Genomic DNA, 19,951 nt, shown 5'->3' with positions numbered 1-19,951 from the left:
GCCAGCTGTCGGCCATCCATGCGCCGCATTGTGGCGCGCAGCGCGGACCGCCATCGGCGGCCTTACGTCGGCGGCCTTGTACCGGCGGCCTTGTCTGGGCGGCCTTGCATCGGCAGCCCTGTGCCGGCCGGCCTCATGTTGGCGGCCTGATGCCGGCGGAGGCAGCGGACTGCCGAAAATTCGTGGGTGGACCACCCGGTGGTGATCTACCGTGGCGCCATGTCCACCGACTCCGCGATCACGACCTTCTCCGACGGATGGGACAGCGAGGCGCGCCTGGTCGCCGGGCGGTGGGTCGAGCGTCGTCCCCGCCGTCCGGAGGTCGCCGGGCAACTGGTCATGGAGACGAGGCTGATGCCGTGGCTCGCTCCGCAGCTGCCGCTGCCCGTTCCGGTGCCTGTCGTCGTGACCGAGGAGCCGCTGGTCGTCCGGCATGCCCTTGTCCCAGGCGAACCGCTCCCGGCACCGACCGCCGCGCAGGGGCGCCGACTCGGCGACTTCCTCCGCGCCCTGCACGCCGCCGACACGGCGGAAGCGGAACCGTGCGGAGTGCCGTCCGCATCGCAGGTACGCGGCGAACGCGCCGCTGTGGTAGGGGAGTTCACCTCCCGTGTCCTGCCGCTGCTCCCCGCCGACCGGCGCGCCCCGGCCGCCGCCCTGCTCGCTGAGGTGACAGCGCTGCCGGCCCACACCCTCGTCCACGGCGACCTCGGTCCCGAACACGTCCTGGCCCGGGACGGCGACCTCACCGGCGTCATCGACTTCGGTGACGTCCACATCGGCGACCCCGCCATCGACCTTGCCTGGGCGCTGCACGCCACCCCGTCCGTGTTCGCCGAAGCCCTCGCGGCCACCTATCCCGCCACCCCTCAACTCCGCCAACGCGCCCTGCTCTGGCATCGCTTGGGGCCCTGGTACGAGGTCACCCACGGGTTGGACCTCGGCGACCCGCACACGGTCAGTAGCGGACTGGACGGGGTCCTCGACCGCCTGCCGGCCGCGCCCTGACGTATCCGGTGCCGGTGTCTGCACCCGCGCACGCCGGACGGGCGCGTGCTCAGGACGCGGTCGGGACCACTGCCCATGCCTCGACCTCGGCGCGGAACGCCGGATGGACCAGCCCGGCGACCTTGACCAACGAACAGGCCGGCGGGCGCGTGGCATCCTGGTACTCGTCCCGGACCCGGCGGAACGTGTCCAGATCCGCCAGGTCGGTCAGATACACCGTCAGCTTGACGATGTGGTCGAGGTCCGAGCCGGCTGCCTTCAGGGCCGTGGCGAGGTTCGCGTAGATCTGGTGTATCTGGGCCTCGGGGTCCCCTTCGCCGACCACTTGGCCGGTGCTGTCCACGGGGACCTGTCCGGAGACCACGACCATCGGGCCGGTGAACGCCACCGCATGGCTGTAGTTGTTGACCGGCGGCGTGCCCTCAGGCCGGACGAAGTGCTGCATCAACTCTCCTCACTCGCATTTCGGATCCCCTAGGAGTAATCCCTGGAAGGAAGATCCGCAAGTGCCGCCAGCGCCGTGGGGCCTGCAAGTGCCGCGGGTCTCGTGCGTCCCCTGGTGCCTGTCCGTCCGAGCGTTTCCGTCCGTTGCATGCACTCCATCCATTCCGTCCACTCCAGGCGCTCCATGCATTCCGTGGGTTGAGCAGGAGTCGCAGGTGTCGTAGGCGTCGCAGATGTCGGCAGTCGCGGAAGTCCCGCTCCCTGTGGGGTGCTTACCGTCCCCTTGCCAGGGTCTCTTACCGTCCCCTTGTCAGGGTCTCGGTGGGCAGTGACAGATTGCCCAGGTGTGTGACCAGCACGTCCAGGCATGCCTGTGGGGCGAGGAGGTCGGGATGCAGGACGGTGCTGAGGCCGAGTCCGTCCAGGAGTGCCGTCAGTCGTTCGGTTTCGATGGTGAGGTCGAGGCCGGGGCGCAGGGTGCCCGATGCGTCGAGTCGGCTGAGGACGCGGTGTACCAGGTGCCTGGTGCCTTCCGCGGTCTGGCGGGACAGGTCGCGGAGGGCCGGGTTGGTGCGGGTGGCGGTGTTGAAGTCGAGGAAGACGGTGACCTCGGCGTGGCGGCTCTCGTCGAGCGGAAGGAACTCCGCCAGGAGTTCGACGGTGAGCCGGAGTTGTTCGGTGCGGGGGTAGCGGCTCAGGTCGCCGATCCGGTCGATGTGGTCGAGCAGTCTGTCGCTGACCCGGTCGAGCATCGACTGCATCGCGAAGTGCATCAGGTCGTGCTGACTGGCGAAGTAGTGCCGCAGGGAGCCGATGTTGAGTTCCGCTTCGGCCGCGACGGCGCGCAATGAGGTGCGCTGGAGGCCGTCGCGGACGACGACGCGGAACAGTGCGTCGACGACGAGGCGTCGGCGGGCCTCCGGATCCACATGCTTGGGCATGGAGCCTTTCTATCACGCCTGTGATACAACGGGAGTGCAGGTATTTATCACAGGCGTGACAGAACGGGTGGAGGGTTCTTCGTGGAGACGTACCTCAATTTCATGCTGGTCAGGTTCGGGGTGATCGTGGGCGGTCTGGTGGTGCTGGCGCTGCTGGTCTTCGCCGTCGCCCTGGCCCTCAAGCGGCGGGGCAGGCTCGACGATGTGCGCCGGTACGCCGACCCCGTGATGCGGGCCGGGGTGCGTGCTGCCGCCCGGCGGCTGGAAGAGGGTGGGCAGCGCGGAGCGTCCCGGCCCCGGCGCCGGGGCGGCTGGCGATGACCGGCCTCGCGGCGGGATCGTCCGAACTGCTTCAGCACCTGCTGCTGGATCGCGTCATCAAGATCGTCATCGTGTTGGCGGCCCTCGGGGTATTGGCGGCGGGCATGACCCTGATCTGGCGGAGGGTCGGGCGCACGAAGGACCGACGCGACTGACGGGCGTCAGGCGTCAGGCCCGCTGCTGCCCGTGCTCCGGTGCGGCCAGCGCGGCCGTGGTGGCACGGGCGAAGGCGTCCGGGTTGTCCAGCATGATGTTGTGTCCGCAGTCCGGGATGGGGACCACGGCCACCCCCGCCTCGGCGAGCGCGTCGGCGCCGGGCAGCGGGCCGTCGGCCTCCGGCAGGAGGTAGGCGCGCGGAATCCGCAGTCGCAGCAGGAGTTCACGCATGGTGGGAACGGTGCCGCGGGCGAGGTGGACCGCGCTGCGGTGCAGGGCCTCGCGGCCGGTCAGGCGCATGGTGGACCACCAGTGCGGGCCGACCCAGTCGCGTACCTCCTGCCAGCCGCCGTCGAGGAATTCCTGCTCGGAGTAGTTGGCGATGCCGCTGCTGCCGCCGGTGGCGGGCCGGGGCGGGACGGGGTCCAGGTTGGCGTCCACCAGGACCAGGCGGGAGACCAAGTGCGGGTGTCGGGCGGCCAGGACGATGGCCACCGAGCCGCCCATGCTGTGGGCGATCAGCTGTGCACCGGTGACCCCCGCCGCGGTCAGTGCGTTGGCGAGGGCGTCCGCGTGTGCCTCAAGGGTGTAGTCGAAGTCCGTGGGGCGGTCGCTGATGCCGTGACCGAGCAGGTCGACCAGCAGTGAACGGTGACCGGTCAGCAGGGGGTGGCTCGCGATCTCCGCGAAGTAGGCGGGCGATGTGGCGCCCAGGCCGTGCAGGTAGACGCGGGCGGGTTCCTGCCCGGGAAGTTCGACCCAACGGATTCGGTCGCCTTCGGTTGTCACTACGGCGTTGCGCACGGTTCCGGCCCCCTGGACTGATGATCGACGAACGGTGACCGACGAGTGGCGACCGGCGAATGGTGATCGACGGGCGGTGACCGACGGACGTTGATCGTAACCGCCTGTCCGCGGTGCGGTCCGGGAAATCCCGGGGGGGGGGGGGCTCCTCTCCTCGACAGCGGTGATTTCCCATGGGGTTGTGGTCCGTCATGCCGCCGGTTCGGTCTCGCGCGGGGCGGGCGAGGGGGGTTGGGGGTGTAGGACTCCTGCGCTGATGGTGGCCACGACGCAGAACGCCACGGGCAGGAAGAGCGTGACGTTGAGCGGTATGAGGTGGGTCAAGGGGCCTATGACGGCGGGGCCGGCGAGCATGCCGAGGTAGCCGAGGCCGGCGACCCGGGAGACGTTGACCCCGGCGTTGTCGGGGTCGAGGTGGCCGGCGGCGCTGAAGAGTTGGGGGACGCAGCCGGACAGGCCGGCGCCGAACACCGCCCAACCGGCCAGGGCCAGGGGGATCCAGGGGGAGAGGGCCGCCGCGGTCAGGCCGACGGCGGCCATGGCGGCGCCGTAGCGGAGGATGAGTACCGGGCCGAGGCGATCGGCCGCCCGGTCGGCCAGGAAGCGACCGAGGGTCATGGTGGTGGCGAAGGCCCCGTAGGCGAGGGCGGCGGTGGCGGCGGGCGCGTCCAGGACGGTGCGCAGGTGGAGTGCGCTCCAGTCGTTGGCCACGCCCTCGCACAGCATGATCATCAAGGCGAGGCCGGCCAGGATCCAGATGTGCCGGGGGGTGGTGCGTTGGGCCCGTGGGGAGGCGGCGGCATCCGGGGTGCCGGCGCCGGAGTCGGGGGCGGGGCCGGACGATCCGGTGGACGGCAGGAGCGCCGGGGCGGCCAGGGCGGCGACGGCCAGGCCAAGGAGGGTCGCCGCGCCGAGGGTCGTCGCGGGGCTCCAGTTCAGGGCGAGTGTGCGGGCGCCCACCAGGGAGGCGAGCACGCCACCTATGGAGAAGGTCGCGTGGAAGGCGGACATGACGGGGCGTCGGTAGCCGCGTTCCACCTGGACGGCGTGGGCGTTCATGCTGACGTCCAGGCAGCCGTTGCCGACCCCGAGCAGCAGCAGAGCCGCCCCCAATGTCCAGGTGTGCGCGGCCAGTCCGGGCAGGAACAGCGTCAGGCTGCACAGTGCCGCGCTGAGCGGGACGACCGTACGGGCGCCGAAGCGGTCGGTGAGCGGCCCGACGACCTGCATGCCGACGAAGGCCCCCGCGCCGAGCAGCAGCAGGAGCCAGCCGAGGACGGCATGGCTGATCCCCGCCCGGTGCTCGACGCCGGGGATGTGGACGATCCACATGCCCATCAGGAAGCCGTTGAGGGCGAAGTAGGCGAAGGTGGCCATCCGCGCGGCCCGCAGCCGGGTCGTGGGCGGTACCCCGGGAGGTGTTCGGGGCGTCGTCCGGGGTGATGCGTCTTGTTTCGATGTCTCCATACTTCGAACGTAGCGAACAAATTGGTTGTGCGAAAGCTTGCTCTGCGAACATTGAAGATGTTCAATGGGGATATGGCTGGGACAGAACGACTGAGGCGGATCACCGAGGCTGTACGTGAGGCGGGGCGCATCGGCGTCGCCGAACTGGCTGAGCTGACCGGCGCCTCGGAGATGACCATCCGCCGCGACCTGGAGGCACTGGCCGCCCAGGGGGTCATCGAGCGCTATCGCGGGGGAGCCAGGAGCCTGCTGCTGCGCGGTGTGGAACCCCCGTTCGCGCTGCGCGCCCAGGAGGGACTGGAGGCCAAGCGGCGGATCGCCGCCGAGGTCGCGGGGCTGATCGCCGACGGCGAGTCGGTCGTCCTCGACAGCGGGACCACCTGCCTGGAAGTGGCCCGTGCGCTGGCCCACCGCCGGGTGACCGTCATGCCGCTGTCCCTGCACGCCGTCAACGCCCTGGCCGACGGCCCGCACCTGACCCTGCTCGTTCCGGGCGGCCGGCCCCGGCCGGGCGAACTCGCGCTGACCGGCCCCCTGACCGAGGCGTCACTGACCGCCCTGCGCTTCGACACCGCCGTGCTCGGCTGCTGCGGACTCACCGCCGAGGACGGTCTGACCGCCTACGACCTGGACGACGCCGCGATCAAACGCACCGCCCTCGGCTGCGCCCGCCGCGTCATCGCCGTCGCTGAAGCCGGCAAGCTCTCCCGCACCGCCCTCGCCCATGTCGCGCCGGTCGACGCCCTGCACGCAGTCGTCACGGACGCGGCCCCGGACGACCGCACGGAGCGGTTCACCGCGGCCGGCGTGACCGTCAGGACGGTGTGACCGATGGCGGCCGGGACCGTGCTCTTCGACCTGTTCGGCGTTCTCGCCCAACAGCAGTCCGCCGACGGCCGGCAGCGCCTGATCCGGGCGGCCGGGGTGCCGGCAGCGGACTTCCGGGACGCCTACTGGGCGTTGCGCCCGCCCTACGACCGCGGCGAGATCGACGGGCCCGGCTACTGGCGGCAGCTGGCCGACCGCCTCGGTGCCCGCTTCGACGAGCGGCGGATCGCCGCGCTGATCGCCGCCGACGTCGAGAGTTGGAGCGCCGTCGACGCCACCATGATCACCCTGATCGAGGAGCTGGCGCGGCGGGGCCGGCGGATCGGCCTGCTCTCCAACATCCCCGAGGAACTGGCCCGCCACTACGAGAACCACCATGCCTGGCTCGACCACTTCGCGGTGCGCGCCTTCTCCTGCCGCCTCGGCCACGCCAAGCCCGAACCCGCCGCCTACCACTGGTGCCAGCGGGCACTGGCCGAACCGCCGCACCGGATCCTCTTCGTCGACGACCGCCGGGAGAACGTCCGGGCCGCCGAGGCGACCGGCATGCGCGGGCACCTCTTCACCACCCCGGACCGACTGCGTGCCCGGCTCGACCGGTGGGACACCGCGGCGGGGTGAGGACTGCGGACGGGGGAGCGGCGCCGGTGGTGGGCGACGGACGGGACGTCGCGGACCCGACCTAGGGCCTGCCGTCACCTTGCCGTCCGCCCGGTGGGGCGCCGGTATCCGGTCGGGTCGAGCGCTCGGTGATCAGGGCGAGCGGGGGCCAGTTCAGGCGGCCGTGGCGGGCCACGGCATAGGCGCGCAGGACGACGTCGGGCGCGGTCAGCGGGATCAGTCGGACGTCGGGAACGGTGCCGAGGGTCGCCGGCAGCAGACCCACGCCGAGGCCCGCGGTGATCATGCCTTGTACCAGATCGAGGTTGTCGGCCCGGTGGGTGATCCGTGGGGTGAAGCCCGCCATGGAGGCGAGCGTGCGGACGACGGTTTCGTCCGCCGTGTTGCGGGAGTTGACGATCCAGGCATGGGTGGCGAAACGGGCGAAGACCTCGACCGTCGTCCCGCCGTCGGCAGCGTCCTGCGCGGGGACGCCCAGGCCCCAGGGGGCGGTCCACAGCGCGGTGGCGCGCACCGCGGGTTCGAAGGTGGCCGGCGCGAGGTTGTAGTCGTAGGTGAGGGCCAGGTCCGTCTCGTCGGCCGCCAGCAGCTCCAGGGCCTCGGCGGGCTCGTGCTCGCGGACCAGGAGGTGCACCCCCGGATGGCTGGTGGCCAGCTCGGTGACCAGGGGGAGCAGGTGGGCGCGGATGGCGGTGGCGAACCCGGCGGTGCGCAGGGTGCCGTTGGGTTCCGCGCCGGGGGCGAGGTCGAGGTGGGCGGCCTCGACGGCGGCGAGGATGGTCACGGCGTGCTCGGCCAGGCGGCGGCCGGCGGGGGTCCGACGCACCCGTCGGCCGTGCGGTTGGACCAGAGCGGCGCCCATCTCGCGGGCGAGGGCGGCGATCTGCTGGGGCCACCGGCGGCCGACTGCGCCTCGGCGGTGCCGAGACCGGCTTCCTCATGGCGGTCGCGTCGATGACCTCGGTCCAGTTGGGGCTGGCGCTGGCCGTCCCGCTGTTCGGGCAGCTCGGCGCGCTGGGCACGGCGGGGCTGCGGCTGGCCTGGGGCGGGCTGCTCATGCTGGTCCTCATACGGCCCCGTCTGCGCGCCTTCACCCGGCAGGACCTGCTCGCCTGCACCGTGCTGGGCGCGGCGACCGCCGGCATGATGCTGTTCTTCATGCTCGCCGTCGTGCATCTGCCGCTGGGTACCGCGAGCGCACTGGAGTTCCTCGGCCCGCTGGCTGTGTCCCTCTACGGCCAGGGCGGCGGCCGGAAGCTGTGGACGGCCCTGGCTGCGCTCGGCGTGCTGCTGCTGACCGAGCCCTGGCACGGCGGGCTGGACGCGGTGGGTCTGGCCTGCGCGCTGGCCGCCGCGGGCTGCTGGGCCGTCTACATCCTGCTGACCCAGCGCGTCGGCGACCGGGTCACCGGCCTCAGCGGTCTGGCCGTCTCGATGCCGGTGGCCGGCCTGCTGGGCACCCTGATCGCCGCGCCCACGCTGTGGAGCCATGTGACCTGGCAGGCACTCGGGATCATGCTGGTGCTGGCCGCGGTGAGCCCGGTGCTGCCGTTCGCCCTCGAATTCCTCGCCCTGCGCCGGCTGACCACGGCCGCCTTCGGCACGCTGATGAGCCTGGAACCCGCCATCGCGCTGCTGATCGGCCTGCTGGTGCTCGGCCAGACACCGGGCCTGACGTCCGCGGCCGGCGTGCTCTTCGTCGTGATCGCCGGGGCCGGTGCCATCCGCACCGGCGCCCGCGAGTCCGTAACCAACGGCGCCCGCGAGTCCGCGACCACCGAGGCCCGCACGCCCGAACCGCGGCCCGGCGCCGCGGAAACGGCCTGACGGGTTCCGGCGCGCCCGAACCGCCAGGCATCGGGCGCGCGGCGTCCCCGCAGGGCTCAGGCGGACGCGGTGTCCAGCGGCTTGGTCACCTCCTGGCGGATCTTGCCGGCGGTGTCGGCGAACTCCTGGAGGTCCACCGACCGGGGATCCTTCGACAGGTCGGCGGTGTCGGTCTGGGCGACGTTCACACTGGTACTGGCATCCGCCCAGACACAGAACGCCATCGTGATCTTCTGCCCCGCCTCCTGACGCACGTCCACCCCGCAGGTCAGCGGACCGCCGCCGCCACTGGGCGTGAACTCCTTCTCCGGTACCGCGACATCGGTCCGTGCGTCGTCCTTCATTCCGCGGATCGCGTGCTCGACGGTCGTCCGCGGGTTGTCGATCGTCCCGTAGAGCCCCACCATCACCAGTGACTTGGTGCCGCTGCCGTACTGCCCGCCCACGGCGGTGATGCCGTGCTCGTTCGCCCCGTCGTGTGGCACGGAAGTGCCGGCCTGTTGGGAGATGTCCTTGGAGAGCGTGTAGGAGCCGTCGGCCAGTGTCTGCGGCACCGTGATCCGGTACTTGGGCCCGGTCGTGCCGCCCCTGCCCCCGCCGCCCCCGCTGAGGGCCACCGCCGACGCGATGCCCCCGATCACGACCACGCCCGCGATCGCCCCGACGATGCCCCACGTCTTCCCGGCGTTGCTCTTGGGCGGAACCGGCGGGGGCATGCCGGGACCCTGGTAGCCGTACGGGGCCTGCGGCGGCGCTCCGTACGGCACTTGCGGGGCCCCATAGGGACCGGGCTGGCCGTACGCGCCCGCGCCCGGCTCCGGGGGCCCCGGTATGTGGGGCGGCGGCCCGGCGTACGGGGCACCCCCAGGCACGCCGTATCCAGGCGCGCCGCCGAAATCCTGGGGCGAGGGCTGAGGTGTAGTCACCCGCGTACCTTACCCAGCGTCACCATCCGCCTGATCAGCACCGGAGCCCGTCGCCGGGGCCCCGCCGGGCAGTCCGCAGTCAGCTCCGCTGCCGACGGGCCTGCTTCACCTCACGATCGATCGCCCAGGCATCCGCGACCGGCCCGATGTGGCCGAGCTTGTCGGGATTGAGCACCGCGCGGATGGTCTGAATCCGCCCGTCGAGCACGTCGAGGGCCAGGGTGTGGAGCACCTTTCCGTCCCGGTCGCGGAGGACTGCGCCGGGCTGACCGTTGACCTCGTGCGGCTCGCACGTCACGTCGATCCGGCTCATCAAAGGGAAGACCGTGCCCAGCACCCGGGCCACGTTCTCCGCGCCCGCGATGGCCTTGGCCAGCTGCGGGGCCTTGCCGCCGCCGTCCCCGGCCAGTTGCACATCGGCGGCCAGCAGGCTCCGCAGCCCGCCCATATCGCCGTTCTTCAGCGCGTCGAAGAACCGCGTCGCCAGTTCCTGCTGCTCCTGCCGGTCCGCCGCGAACCGGGGCCGCCCGGCCGCCATATGACGCCGGGCCCGCACCAGCAGCTGCCGGCATGCCGGCTCCGAACGCCCCACCGCCGCGGCGACCTCGTCGAAACCGAAGGCGAACACCTCCCGCAGCACGAACACCGCCCGCTCCAGCGGGCTGAGCCGCTCCAGCAGCAACAGCGCCGCCACCGACACCGAGTCGGCCAGCTCCACCGCCCGCGCCGGATCCTGATACGGATCGCTCAGCAGCGGTTCGGGAAACCACGGCCCGACGTACTCCTCCCGCCGCACCCGCGCGGAACGCAGCACATCGATCGAGATCCGGGTCACCGCGGTCGCCAGGAAAGCCCTGGTCGACGTGGGGCGGGTCGACGAGCCGTCGAAGCGCAGCCAGGTTTCCTGCACCGCGTCCTCGGCCTCGGCCACACTGCCCAGAATCCGGTAGGCGATCGAGAACAGCAGCGGCCGCAGCTCCTCGAACTCCTCGACCTTGCTCACGCCGGAACCCCCTTCAGTACGCCCCCGCGCCCGGCCGCACCCGTCGACCCAGGCACCATCCGGTGATCATCGGGACCGCCGGCAGGTCAGAGTAGCGCCCCCGAGTCCGGGGGCCCGGAGCCCGCCGCCGGGCTCCGGGCCGTTGCCGATGCTGCCGCCGAGGGTGCGCCGACGCACTCCGGGCCCTCGGTCGAACGGGGCCGGACGATCGGGAACCGGGCCGTGCCGTCGGTCATCCGACGTACGACCCGGGGCCGAAGCGGCCCCATGCCAGGAATGCCGCGAGCACGAGATAGACCAGGTTCGCCACCACATACAGGGCTTCGCCGCGTCGGCCATGGGTGATCACCGCGCCGACCATCAACACGGCCCAGCACACGGCGGTCACCGGTACCAGAACCGGCGCGATGCCGACCACGGCGGGCAGGACCAGGCCGATCGCGGCCAGCAGTTCAAGGATGCCGAGGGCCTTGACGGAGCCGGCGCCGATGCCTGCGGTCCATCCCCCGCCCCGGACCGCAGCCAGTTTCTGCCTGGGCACGAACGCCTTGGTGATGCCGCCGGTCAGGGCCACCACGGCCAGCAGCCCGGCGGCGATCCACAGTGCGAGGCTCATGAGGTCACACCCCTGTCGCCCGTCGACTTCCCGCCCCTCAGTGGAACTGCCCGACCTGGTAGTCGCCGGCCGGCTGCTGGTTGATGATGTTCAGCCGGTTCGCGGCGTTCATGAAGGACACCAGGATCACCAGGGCGGCGAGCTGTTCCTCGTCGTAGTGCTCGGCGGCCAGCTCCCACACCTCGTCGCTGACCCCCTCGCCGGCATCCGCTACCAGTGTCCCTTCCTCCGCCAGTGCCAGCGCGGCCCGCTCGGCATCGGTGAAGACCGTGGCCTCCCGCCACGCCACCACCAGGTTCAGCCGCACCGAGGACTCACCGGCAGCGGCGGCCTCCTTGGTGTGCATGTCGATGCAGGCGGCGCAGCCGTTGATCTGGCTGACGCGCAGCGCCACCAGCTCCTGCGTCGAGGCCGGCAGCGGCGAGTCCTTCAGCGTCTTGCCCGCCGCCATGAAGTGCTTGAGGGCCTTTCCGGCGGTCGGGTCGGCGAAGTAGTTCAGTCGCGTGTCCATGAGGTCTTCCTCCGCGGTCGTCAGTGGCTACACACCCCAGACGGGGTGGCCCGTTCTCCTGTGACACGGACGAATGTGACCTGCGTCTCCCGGTTTCCGTGACGTGTGCTTCCCGCGGCCGCACCGCCGGATATTCGGGTCTTGTCGAATTGAGTCGACGTCGGCCCGGGAGCCCATGAAAGGAAAACTGATCGGGCGTCAAAGACGACTTCTTCCTCGAAGCTGCTGCGATTCGAGCGCTTCATGCTCATCACCCGATTGGCTGTCCCCGGGGCGTATCGGGCCGGGGGCGCGTGCATGGTGGTTCCATGAACACAGCACGCATGAATCGCCAGAAGAAATCCGTTTCGCGAGTTTTCGCGATCAGTGCCGCCCTGGGTGTCGCTCTCATGGCAGGGTCGCCCACGGCTGCGTCCGCCGTGGAGGCGAAGCCCACCCCCCAGATCACCAAGAGCGCCTCCGTTTTCCCGTCGATGTCAACCGACGACCGCCGATCTGAAAAGGGCGGTTCCCAAGCCGAAAGCCAAGACTCCTGGGGCCTCTTCAAGCCGACCAGTGGTCATCACAAGCGCAGCAGCCGCGGCGGCGGTGAGGACGGGGACTGTAAGGGGCTGATTGTACTCCTCTGTGCGTGACGGATATTCCGCTTCCGCGCAGGCGCGGGCGAGGCGTGAGAGGAGGGGAAATTCCCGGGCAGTTCCTCTTGCGCCTCGCCCGGTGCCGGAATGCGGCTTGAGGGTGTCCCCTGATCTGGCGGATCATAAGGGATGCCCTGCTCCATGCCGCACTGCGCACCGCATCACACTGCGCACCGCGTCATTCCGCGTATTGGGCCGAGGTGTATGACGTGGTGTGTGCGGCGTCGAAATTCCGGTAAATGAAGTGCCGGCTGTGCGCGATGGGGAGTTGTCGCCCATCGCGCCGACGTCGTCAGGTCGCCGATCGGCGCTGTCGGTAGGCTCGTTGTTGGCAGGCGCGGGAGCAGTAGTCCCGTGGCCGCCCCCGGCGTGCCCCGTCGAACTCGGTGCCGCAGACCGAGCACCGTCCCGCGGGGAGCTGTTCCGCAGTTACATCACGCTTTTCGTCACTCAGGCGGCGGACGAGCAGTTCGACCCCATCGAGAGTGCGGGCCAGTCCGAAGTCGAAGGGGTCCTCCGGCTCGTCGAACCCGCCGGCCTGCCACAGGCGGCCGAGCGCGGGGTAGGGGGGCAGGTGCTTGACGAGCTCCTCCCGGCCGCGCCACCACTCGGTCTGGGAGACGCCGGACTCGCGTTCTTCCCGCAGGACTTCGTGGACCTGTAGGGCGGCGGTCTTCACGAAACCGCCGACCAGTTGGACCACCGCGATCACCTGGGAAGCCGGCAGCCCCGTCCCCTCGGCGATCCGCAGTGCGCGGTCGTAGTCGGCCATGATGTTCGGGCCGGGCAGTCGGCGACTGCCGGCGGTGTGCACGAACCACGGATGCCGCAGGTGCAGGGCCCAGTGCGCGCGGGCCCACGCCTCCATGCCGCTGCGCCAGTTGCCGCCGTCGGGCTCGACGTGTTCGGGTGCGGCCCTGTCGAGTTCGCCCGCCACGGCGTCCCGCATCAGCTCGATCAGCTCCGCCTTGCCCGGCACGTGCCGGTAGAGCGACATCGTCGTGAAGCCCAGCCGCTCGGCCACCCGGCGCATGGACAGTGCGGCCAGCCCGTCGGCGTCGGCGACCTCGATGGCCGCGGCGACGATCCCGGCCAGGTGCAGCCCCGTTCTGCCGTGGCCCTCCGTGGCGCCCCAGAGCAGTTCGACGGTGCGTCCAGGATCCGCCGCCGTGCTCTCCTCGGTCATGCGCACTCACCTTCCCATCCTTGACGTCCACCCTAGCCCGGCGTTTATGGTGTACGCCATCCGTGTACGGCATAAACTTCTTGAGGGAAGGTACGTCCATGCTCGACGCCCAGTCCGACCGGCCCGACCAGTCCGACCGCACCGATCGGCTCTACGTCGCACCCTGGGGTCGCGACTCCTGGCCCGGCACGTTTGACCAGCCGTTCGCCACCCTCGCCGCCGCGCAGCGGACCGTTCGTGCACGCACCGCGGCACTGCGCTCCGACCTCGTGGTCAACCTCCGCGCCGGAACGTACTTCCTGGACGCTCCCTTGACTCTGGACGCTGCCGCGGGCGACTCGGGGGAGGGCGGTCACCGGGTCGTCTACCAGGCCCACGGCTACGGAACTCCCCGGCGGGAGAAGGTCGTTGTCAGCGGCGGCCGGTTGATCACCGGATGGCGGCCCGGCGAGGTGGACGGCAGTTGGCGGGCCGACGTGGGTTCATTGGAGACCCGGCAGCTGTATGTGAACGGCCGGCGGGCGCCCAGGGCCTCGCTCAGCCCCGGACTCCCCGGCAATGTGATGAAAACCGAGATCGGTTACGTCACGGACAGTACGGATCCGCAGAGCTGGCAGGACCCGACGAGCATCGAGTTCGTCTTCCCATGGGTGTACCCGTGGTCGGAGGCCCGCTGCCGCATCGCCGAGATCACCGGCGATGCGCGCTCCACGACCGTCACCCTCGTCCAGCCCGCCTTCGCCCGGGCCCGTGAGCTCTACTCCGCCACCTGGGTCGGCGACCAGCAGGCGCACCCCGAAGGCTCTCGGGACGCCCGGTGGGACGGCCTGGCCCGGCCGTTCTCGGCGGAGAACAGCGTGAGCTTCCTGACCGAACCGGGCACCTTCGTCCTCGATCGACGCGTCCCCGACCGCCACGTCCTGCACTACCTTCCGCTGCCCGGGGAGGACCCGGCCGAGGCCGAGATCATCGCCCCGGTCCTGGAGAGGATCGTCGTCGGCCGGGGGACCGAGGAGAACCCCCTGCACGACGTGACGCTGCGGGGCCTGACCTTCTCCCATGCCGGCTGGACGGAACCGGACGGGCCCCACGGGTTCCTGCACTTCTTCGCCAACACCTACTACGCCGGCGGAGAACTGCAGAAGGTCGAACTCGCCGAAGGGAAAGCGCATTTGACGATCCCGGCAGCGCCCCGGTTGTTGCCGGCCAACGTCGAGTTCACCGCCGCGGTCCGGGTCGCACTGCTCGACAACGGGTTCACCCATCTCGGTGCCGGGGCGATCGGCTTCGCCGGCCCGGGCCGTGCCAACGCGGTCGTCGGCAACCGGATCGAGGACGTCTCCGGAAGCGCCGTGACCGTCACCGCCGGCACCGGCACCGAAATCCGGCAGAACCTGATACACCACATCGGCCGCGAGTACCACGGCTCGCCCGCGGTCTGGGTGATGGACGCCCGCGAGGTGACGGTGGCTCACAACGAGATCCACGACGTGCCCTACAGCGGGATCGTCGTCACCGGCGGCAGTCGGGCCGCCCGGGTCCAGGTCACCGGGAACCTCATCCACCGCACCATGACCGCGCTGGCCGACGGCGGCGGCATCTACCTCAACGGCAGACAGGGGTCGAGCTACGCCGACGGCACCGTGGTGCGGGGCAACGTCGTCCGCGACACCGTCACGCCCTACAACTTCGGCCTCTACACCGACTACGGTGCCGCCTGGGTGACCGTGCAGGGCAACGTCGTGCACCGCAGCGACACCCCGATCGTGCTGCGGGTGACGCCCCCGTTGGAGAACGTGGCCTTCCTCGACAACTTCTGGGACGACCACCCGGCCGAGGCCGACACCCCGCCGAGCGGCGTCACCCTCGCGAGGAACACGGTGCTGCCGAAGGACGGATTCGAGGAAGCCCTGGCCGCCGACCCCGCCGGCGCGGCCATCCTGGCGTCCGCGGGCCGGGACACTCCGCCCGCCATTCAGCCGCTCACATAGCGAGACGCCGAGTTTGGAATGTGGAAGCCACTCGCCGCGTTGCAGCCAACGGAACGGTAGGCGTTCCGACTTGAGCACGGAGGTGGCGACCAATGGACCTGATGATCGACGACAAGGTATTCCTGGTCACGGGAGGGACCAGGGGACTTGGACTGGCAGCCGCGCGAGCCCTCACCGCGGAGGGGGCCCGGGTGGTCGTCTCCTCGCGCAGCCAGGAAGCGGTGGACCAGGCCGTCGCGGAGCTGGGCGGCCCCGACCACGCGACGGGCCTGGTCGCCGACAACGCCGACCCCGAAGCGGCCGACCGGATGACCGCGGCCGCACTGCAACGCCACGGACGCCTGGACGGCGTTCTGATCAGCGTGGGCGGGCCCCCGACCGGCCCCCTCACCACCATCACCGACACCCAGTGGCGAGAGTCCTTCGAGTCCGTCTTCCTCGGCGCCCTGCGCGTCGCACGCGCGGCTGCCCCGATCCTCCCCGAGGGAGGCTCCATCGGCTTCGTCCTCTCGCTGTCCGTGAAGTCCCCCTGGCCGAACATGAGCGTGTCCAACGGGCTCCGTCCAGGGCTCGCCATGGCCGCGAAGACCCTGGCCGACGAACTGGGCCCGCGCGGCATCAGGGTCAACGGCTTCGTGGTCGGCTCCCTCGCCACCGACCGCCTCACCCAGCTCGAACGGGCCACCGACGACCCCCAGCAGACACGTGCCCGACGAACCGCCGACATACCGCTCCGCCGGTACGGCACCCCCGAGGAATTCGGCCGTCTGGCCGCCGTGGTGCTGTCACCGGTGGCCTCTTACACCACCGGCAGCATGATCCACATCGACGGGGGCGCCACCCGTTCCCTGTGACAGACGAGGAGCCTCGCGACCGGACCTGTGCCGCGTCGGCGAACCGCTCGCGCGGAACGGCCGGGGCTCCGCACGTCCTGCCTCACAGGCGTTCGGCGGCGGCGATCAGGAAGTTGGGCAGGTGGACGTAGCTCTCGATGCCCGGGGTGGTGTCCTGTGCTTCGCGTGCCGTCCGGGGATCGAGGCCGGGCTCGGCGAGTTCGCGCAGTCGGCATCCGAGGGCGGCCAGCTCGTTGAGGTAGGCCGAGATCGGGCGGTGGAAGTCCGAGGCATAGGTCTGGGGGATGGTGTACTCCTCCAGATAGCGATGCAAGCGGTAGTCGCCGTGCGCGCGCCATGTCGTCAGGAGCTGCTCGAACGCCGGGTGGTTGACGGAGAACACGAACAGCCCGCCGGGGCGCAGCGCCTGAACGCATGCCCGCATGGCCGGCTTCCAGTCCGGGACGGCGGCCAACACCATGCTGCACACCACGGCGTCGAACGGACCCCCGAGATCCGGCAGCCGGGCCAGCTCGGCCTGGACGTACCCGATGCCCTGCCCGAGGGACTGTTCCCTCTCCCGTGCGTAGGAGAACATTCCGTCGGTGGGTTCGACGCCGGTGACGTGCGCCCCACGGGCGGCGAGCATGCGGCTGAAGTAGCCGTGCCCGCACCCGGCGTCCAGGACGCGGCGTCCGCGCACATCGCCGAGCATGCGCAGCAGCACCGGATTGATCAGGTGGCGTTTGGCGAAGTCGCCGTCGGGCTCCATCGCCTCCATCGCCTCGCGGGGAATGCGGTTCCACTGTTGGATCGCTGCGTCGTTCGTCGGTCGTTTCGTCACCGGGATGCACTTCCCCCGGCTTCGGGCGGGCAGTCCGCTCTCCGGATACGGCCGGTCGCGATGCCGTTGTGTGCGGTGCGCAAAAGGCTTGACCGCGAGGCGAGTTGGGGATCGATACTCGGACGGCGAGGCAGTGGAGCGGGAGACGGGGGATGTCGATGGGTGCGGTCAGGGACGACGGGACACAACGTGCCCGGGACTTGGCGCGGGAGGCCGTACGGCGGTTGGCGCCGGAGGAGTTGGCGCTCTTCGAGGAGACGGCCGAGGCGTACTTCGACGATCCGAGACGGGGGGACCGGAAGGTTCGCCAGGAGCCGCTGGGGATCGGCATCGACGCCGTGGTCATCGGGACGCTGACCCAGTTCGCGCTGCCGGTCGCGTCGGCCGTGGCCGGGAACATCGCCACCGATGTCCTGCGCCGGGAACGCCGACGGGGCTGGTGGCGCCTGGGGCGGCGCGGCGGTGGCGGTGATGGTGACGGTGGTGGCGGCGGGGCCAATCCGTTCGCCGCGCCCGGCGCCGTACCCGCCGTGGAGCAGAACGGCGGGGCGCCCTCCCGGGCCGAGGAGTCGGTGCGGCTGCGGCGGGTCGCCTACGACCGGGCCATCGCCCTGGGGCTGCCGCCCGCGCAGGCGGAGCTGCTGGCGGACGCCATCGTCGGTGGGATGCAGGCGCCGCCGGCTCCCGGCGAGGAGGAGACCACCTCATGAGCGCCGCGTCGGCCCCCGCGGTCGGCGCCGCCGTGGGCATGCCGCATCCGTTTCGGATGCCGTCGGGGACGTCGCTGCGGTTCGCGTTGCTGATCCTGAGCACCTCCACGGCCATGGCGGCGGAGTTGGGCGGGTCGGTCGGCATCGCGGCGTACTTCGGGCTCGGCGGCGATATCGGCAGCCTCACCGGGGGCCTCACCTGCGCCGCCGGACACATCCGCGACACGGCGACCGACCCCGGGAAGTTCGCCCGCGCGTGCCCGCAGCCGGGCTTCGGCCACGAGACCGTGCTGGAACTGGCGGCCCTGGCGACACTGTGGCTGGCCATCGGCGTCGTCTACTGGCTGCTGCCGGCCTACCGGATCCGCCGGCGCCGCCTGCGGCCGTTGCCGGTCGACGGACTCGCCGACATCCGGCGCACACTCGACGAGTTGGTCGCGGTGGCCGAGCTGCGCTGCCGGGTGTGCTTCGTCGTCGACTGGCGCGTCCAGGAACCCAGTGGGCTCGCCTTCGGCCGGGTAGGGCGGCGCCAGGTGATGCTCAGTGCCGGACTGCTGCAGCTGCACCGGCGGGATCCCGAGGCATTTCGCGCGATCGTGCTGCACGAACTGGCGCACCTGCGCAACCGGGACGTGGACATCGCCTTCGTCACGCTGATCTGCTACCGGCTGTTCATCGTGGCCGTCGCGATTCCGGTCGCCGTCACCGCGCCCTTCGCGCTGCTGGTCGGCTGGCTGTTGCTGCCGTCGAGCGGGCTGGCGGTCTTCCAGCTGCTGCAGATCCTCGCCCAGTGCGCACTGGCGGCCACCGTCGCCGTCACCAGCACCGCGGTGCTGCGCAGCCGCGAGTTGTACGCGGACGCCCGGGTCGCCGTGTGGACCCGCGGCGCCTCCTCGCTGCGCCGCGTGCTGGCCGCTCAGCATGGTCGCCGGCCGGTCGGGCATCGTCTGCCGCCCTTCCTGCGCCCGCATCCCCCGGCGGAGAAGCGGCTGGCGGCCCTGGGCGACACCCGGCTGCTGTTCGGCTTCGGCCCCTGGGAGGCGTTCGGGCTGGCCCTGACCTGCTCACTCGTCTACGAGCGGATAGCGCAGTGGACGGAGGAGGCCGCCCGCCTCACGGGCCGCGGCAACCCGCTGACCGCCGCCCTCCCCTCCGTCGTGCTCGGCGGTGGCGTGGCGATGGGCATCTGGCATGCGGTGCTGGCCGCACGGTTGAACCGCGGCCGGTGGGAGGGGGCTCATCGCACCGGGCTCGCGATGGCGGCCGGGCTCGTCATGGGGACCTTCGGGGATCGGTTGCAGAGCACGGCGCTGGTCCTCGGCGTCGCCGACTCGTTGCCGGTCCAGTTGTCGTGGTGGCTGATCCTCGGGGCGGTCGGCTACGGATTCGTCCGGTGGAACGCGGCGACGGCCCGGGTGTGGGCACCCGTGGTGCTCGCCGGTCGGCGTCCGCTGCTGCTGGTCGGCGGCGGGTGCGCGGTCGGCGTCGTGCTGTTGAGCATCTGTCTGGCGCACGTCTACGCCGCCGGCATCCCGGGCTTCCAGCTGCTGTCGCTGCCGCGCCCGCTGAACCTCTTTCCGACGCCGCTGGACTTCCTGGGGTACGTGTACTCCACGGCCTTCATACTCACCCCGCCGCAGTGGGTGATCGCTCTGATCGTGGTCACGGTCGGGTTCCCGCTCGCCGCGCGGCTCGGCGCCAGGCTCTCCGCGCGGCGTCGTGCCGGGGCGTCCGCCGGAGGTCCCGAACGGTTCCTGCTCCAGGCCGTGTCGGCCGAGGACGCGGCGGCGCTCCTGGCTCCGCCGCGGCTTCGCTCCTCGGCTGCGCTGGGGCAGGGGGTGGTCTTCGGTGCCGCAGCCGGGCTCGGGTTGTGGCTGTGGCACCTGTTCTGTGCCCTGGTCGTCCCCTGGCCGATCGCGTGGGTCGGTACGGTCTTCCCCGTGTATCAGCTGGCGTTGGCGGTGTTGCTGCAGCTCGCTGTCGGCTTCGTCGTCGCCTGGCGCCACGCCCGCGGCGAACTGCGCGCGCTGCACGGCATTCTCGGCACCCTCGGCGCGGGGCTGGTGGTGCCGTTGGCCGCCATCACCGCACGCGACCACTTCGCCTGCGTACGGTGGGGCACCGGTCACGCCGCCTGCCGTGTGGTGCCCGACGTGGCGTTCGCGGTGTCGGCGACACCGCTCGTCATGGCCTGGACCGCGGGCCTGGCCGTGCTGCTCATCCCGGTGTGGACCGCGTTGCGCGATCGTGGGCGGCGCCGGGTGGCACCGGTGTGA

General features: G+C 71.2%; 22 protein-coding genes. 11 read left to right on the top strand and 11 right to left on the bottom strand.

Going from position 1 to position 19,951, the window contains the following annotated elements; all coding sequences use genetic code 11:
- The first annotated feature begins 219 nt into the window (after positions 1 to 219).
- On the top strand, positions 220 to 1,008 hold the full coding sequence (locus JNO44_RS03480; protein ID WP_205361294.1) for an aminoglycoside phosphotransferase family protein: 789 nt from the start codon (positions 220 to 222) through the stop codon (positions 1,006 to 1,008).
- A gap of 49 nt (positions 1,009 to 1,057) precedes the next feature.
- Here the strand turns inward: JNO44_RS03480 and JNO44_RS03475 are convergent, their stop codons facing one another.
- Both JNO44_RS03475 and JNO44_RS03470 read right to left on the bottom strand, forming a co-directional pair.
- The gene (locus JNO44_RS03475; protein WP_420882609.1) at positions 1,058 to 1,453 is read right to left on the bottom strand and encodes a RidA family protein; all 396 of its coding nucleotides are present in this window, start codon (positions 1,451 to 1,453) and stop codon (positions 1,058 to 1,060) included.
- A 295-nt stretch (positions 1,454 to 1,748) separates the two neighbouring features.
- Positions 1,749 to 2,393, bottom strand: coding sequence for a TetR/AcrR family transcriptional regulator (locus JNO44_RS03470; protein ID WP_205361282.1), 645 nt, complete (start codon positions 2,391 to 2,393; stop codon positions 1,749 to 1,751).
- Between the two features lie 81 nt (positions 2,394 to 2,474).
- Here JNO44_RS03470 and JNO44_RS03465 point away from each other — a divergent pair, with 81 nt between their 5' ends.
- Together JNO44_RS03465 and JNO44_RS03460 are read left to right on the top strand one after the other, a co-directional pair.
- Entirely contained in the window at positions 2,475 to 2,714 is a 240-nt protein-coding gene (locus JNO44_RS03465) for a hypothetical protein (RefSeq protein ID WP_205361280.1), read from the top strand.
- Entirely contained in the window at positions 2,711 to 2,869 is a 159-nt protein-coding gene (locus JNO44_RS03460) for a hypothetical protein (protein WP_205361278.1), read from the top strand. The genes JNO44_RS03465 and JNO44_RS03460 overlap by 4 nt, the downstream gene beginning before the upstream one ends.
- 13 nt (positions 2,870 to 2,882) lie before the next feature.
- On the opposite strand, the gene JNO44_RS03455 is transcribed toward JNO44_RS03460, so the two are convergent.
- Complete coding sequence (locus tag JNO44_RS03455; protein WP_205361277.1) at positions 2,883 to 3,674, bottom strand: alpha/beta fold hydrolase; 792 nt, start codon at positions 3,672 to 3,674, stop codon at positions 2,883 to 2,885.
- 189 nt (positions 3,675 to 3,863) lie between these two features.
- Positions 3,864 to 5,051 (bottom strand): MFS transporter, encoded by a 1,188-nt coding sequence (locus JNO44_RS03450; RefSeq protein WP_240167394.1) that lies wholly within the window; start codon positions 5,049 to 5,051, stop codon positions 3,864 to 3,866.
- A gap of 162 nt (positions 5,052 to 5,213) precedes the next feature.
- Here JNO44_RS03450 and JNO44_RS03445 point away from each other — a divergent pair, with 162 nt between their 5' ends.
- Both JNO44_RS03445 and JNO44_RS03440 read left to right on the top strand, forming a co-directional pair.
- The gene (locus tag JNO44_RS03445; RefSeq protein WP_205361272.1) at positions 5,214 to 5,969 is read left to right on the top strand and encodes a DeoR/GlpR family DNA-binding transcription regulator; all 756 of its coding nucleotides are present in this window, start codon (positions 5,214 to 5,216) and stop codon (positions 5,967 to 5,969) included.
- 3 nt (positions 5,970 to 5,972) lie between these two features.
- Positions 5,973 to 6,590, top strand: a complete 618-nt coding sequence (locus tag JNO44_RS03440; RefSeq protein WP_205361270.1) for an HAD family hydrolase — start codon at positions 5,973 to 5,975, stop codon at positions 6,588 to 6,590.
- Positions 6,591 to 6,651: 61 nt separating this feature from the next.
- On the opposite strand, the gene JNO44_RS03435 is transcribed toward JNO44_RS03440, so the two are convergent.
- Complete coding sequence (locus JNO44_RS03435; protein ID WP_240167393.1) at positions 6,652 to 7,416, bottom strand: LysR substrate-binding domain-containing protein; 765 nt, start codon at positions 7,414 to 7,416, stop codon at positions 6,652 to 6,654.
- Positions 7,417 to 7,529: 113 nt separating this feature from the next.
- Here JNO44_RS03435 and JNO44_RS03430 point away from each other — a divergent pair, with 113 nt between their 5' ends.
- Complete coding sequence (locus tag JNO44_RS03430; RefSeq protein ID WP_205361263.1) at positions 7,530 to 8,417, top strand: EamA family transporter; 888 nt, start codon at positions 7,530 to 7,532, stop codon at positions 8,415 to 8,417.
- 56 nt (positions 8,418 to 8,473) lie between these two features.
- Here the strand turns inward: JNO44_RS03430 and JNO44_RS03425 are convergent, their stop codons facing one another.
- The 4 genes from JNO44_RS03425 to JNO44_RS03410 all read right to left on the bottom strand — a co-directional run bounded on the left by JNO44_RS03425 (position 8,474) and on the right by JNO44_RS03410 (position 11,473).
- Positions 8,474 to 9,133, bottom strand: coding sequence for a hypothetical protein (locus JNO44_RS03425; protein WP_205361262.1), 660 nt, complete (start codon positions 9,131 to 9,133; stop codon positions 8,474 to 8,476).
- Between the two features lie 289 nt (positions 9,134 to 9,422).
- Positions 9,423 to 10,346, bottom strand: a complete 924-nt coding sequence (locus JNO44_RS03420; protein WP_205361261.1) for an RNA polymerase sigma-70 factor — start codon at positions 10,344 to 10,346, stop codon at positions 9,423 to 9,425.
- A gap of 232 nt (positions 10,347 to 10,578) precedes the next feature.
- A complete protein-coding gene (locus tag JNO44_RS03415) occupies positions 10,579 to 10,962 on the bottom strand; it encodes a DoxX family protein (RefSeq protein WP_205361260.1) in 384 nt (127 codons plus the stop codon).
- A gap of 37 nt (positions 10,963 to 10,999) precedes the next feature.
- Complete coding sequence (locus JNO44_RS03410; protein ID WP_205361259.1) at positions 11,000 to 11,473, bottom strand: carboxymuconolactone decarboxylase family protein; 474 nt, start codon at positions 11,471 to 11,473, stop codon at positions 11,000 to 11,002.
- Between the two features lie 308 nt (positions 11,474 to 11,781).
- Here JNO44_RS03410 and JNO44_RS03405 point away from each other — a divergent pair, with 308 nt between their 5' ends.
- Positions 11,782 to 12,108: a hypothetical protein gene (locus JNO44_RS03405; protein ID WP_205361257.1), complete on the top strand. Its 327-nt coding sequence runs from the start codon at positions 11,782 to 11,784 to the stop codon at positions 12,106 to 12,108.
- A 295-nt stretch (positions 12,109 to 12,403) separates the two neighbouring features.
- Here JNO44_RS03405 and JNO44_RS03400 read toward each other — a convergent pair whose 3' ends face one another.
- Entirely contained in the window at positions 12,404 to 13,297 is an 894-nt protein-coding gene (locus tag JNO44_RS03400) for a TetR/AcrR family transcriptional regulator (RefSeq protein WP_205361255.1), read from the bottom strand.
- A gap of 98 nt (positions 13,298 to 13,395) precedes the next feature.
- Between JNO44_RS03400 and JNO44_RS03395 the strand changes: the two genes are divergently transcribed.
- On the top strand, positions 13,396 to 15,288 hold the full coding sequence (locus JNO44_RS03395) for a right-handed parallel beta-helix repeat-containing protein (protein ID WP_205361253.1): 1,893 nt from the start codon (positions 13,396 to 13,398) through the stop codon (positions 15,286 to 15,288).
- Positions 15,289 to 15,380: 92 nt separating this feature from the next.
- Positions 15,381 to 16,142, top strand: coding sequence for an SDR family oxidoreductase (locus JNO44_RS03390; RefSeq protein ID WP_205361251.1), 762 nt, complete (start codon positions 15,381 to 15,383; stop codon positions 16,140 to 16,142).
- An 82-nt stretch (positions 16,143 to 16,224) separates the two neighbouring features.
- Here the strand turns inward: JNO44_RS03390 and JNO44_RS03385 are convergent, their stop codons facing one another.
- Positions 16,225 to 16,965, bottom strand: coding sequence for a class I SAM-dependent methyltransferase (locus JNO44_RS03385; protein ID WP_240167392.1), 741 nt, complete (start codon positions 16,963 to 16,965; stop codon positions 16,225 to 16,227).
- A 158-nt stretch (positions 16,966 to 17,123) separates the two neighbouring features.
- Between JNO44_RS03385 and JNO44_RS03380 the strand changes: the two genes are divergently transcribed.
- A complete protein-coding gene (locus JNO44_RS03380; protein WP_205361249.1) occupies positions 17,124 to 17,675 on the top strand; it encodes a hypothetical protein in 552 nt (183 codons plus the stop codon).
- The gene (locus JNO44_RS03375; protein ID WP_205361247.1) at positions 17,672 to 19,951 is read left to right on the top strand and encodes a M56 family metallopeptidase; all 2,280 of its coding nucleotides are present in this window, start codon (positions 17,672 to 17,674) and stop codon (positions 19,949 to 19,951) included. The genes JNO44_RS03380 and JNO44_RS03375 overlap by 4 nt, the downstream gene beginning before the upstream one ends.

The sequence above is a fragment of the Streptomyces noursei genome, from assembly GCF_016917755.1.
In the GTDB taxonomy this organism is placed as follows: domain Bacteria; phylum Actinomycetota; class Actinomycetes; order Streptomycetales; family Streptomycetaceae; genus Streptomyces; species Streptomyces yunnanensis.
This window is presented reverse-complemented; position numbering and strand designations above follow the sequence as displayed.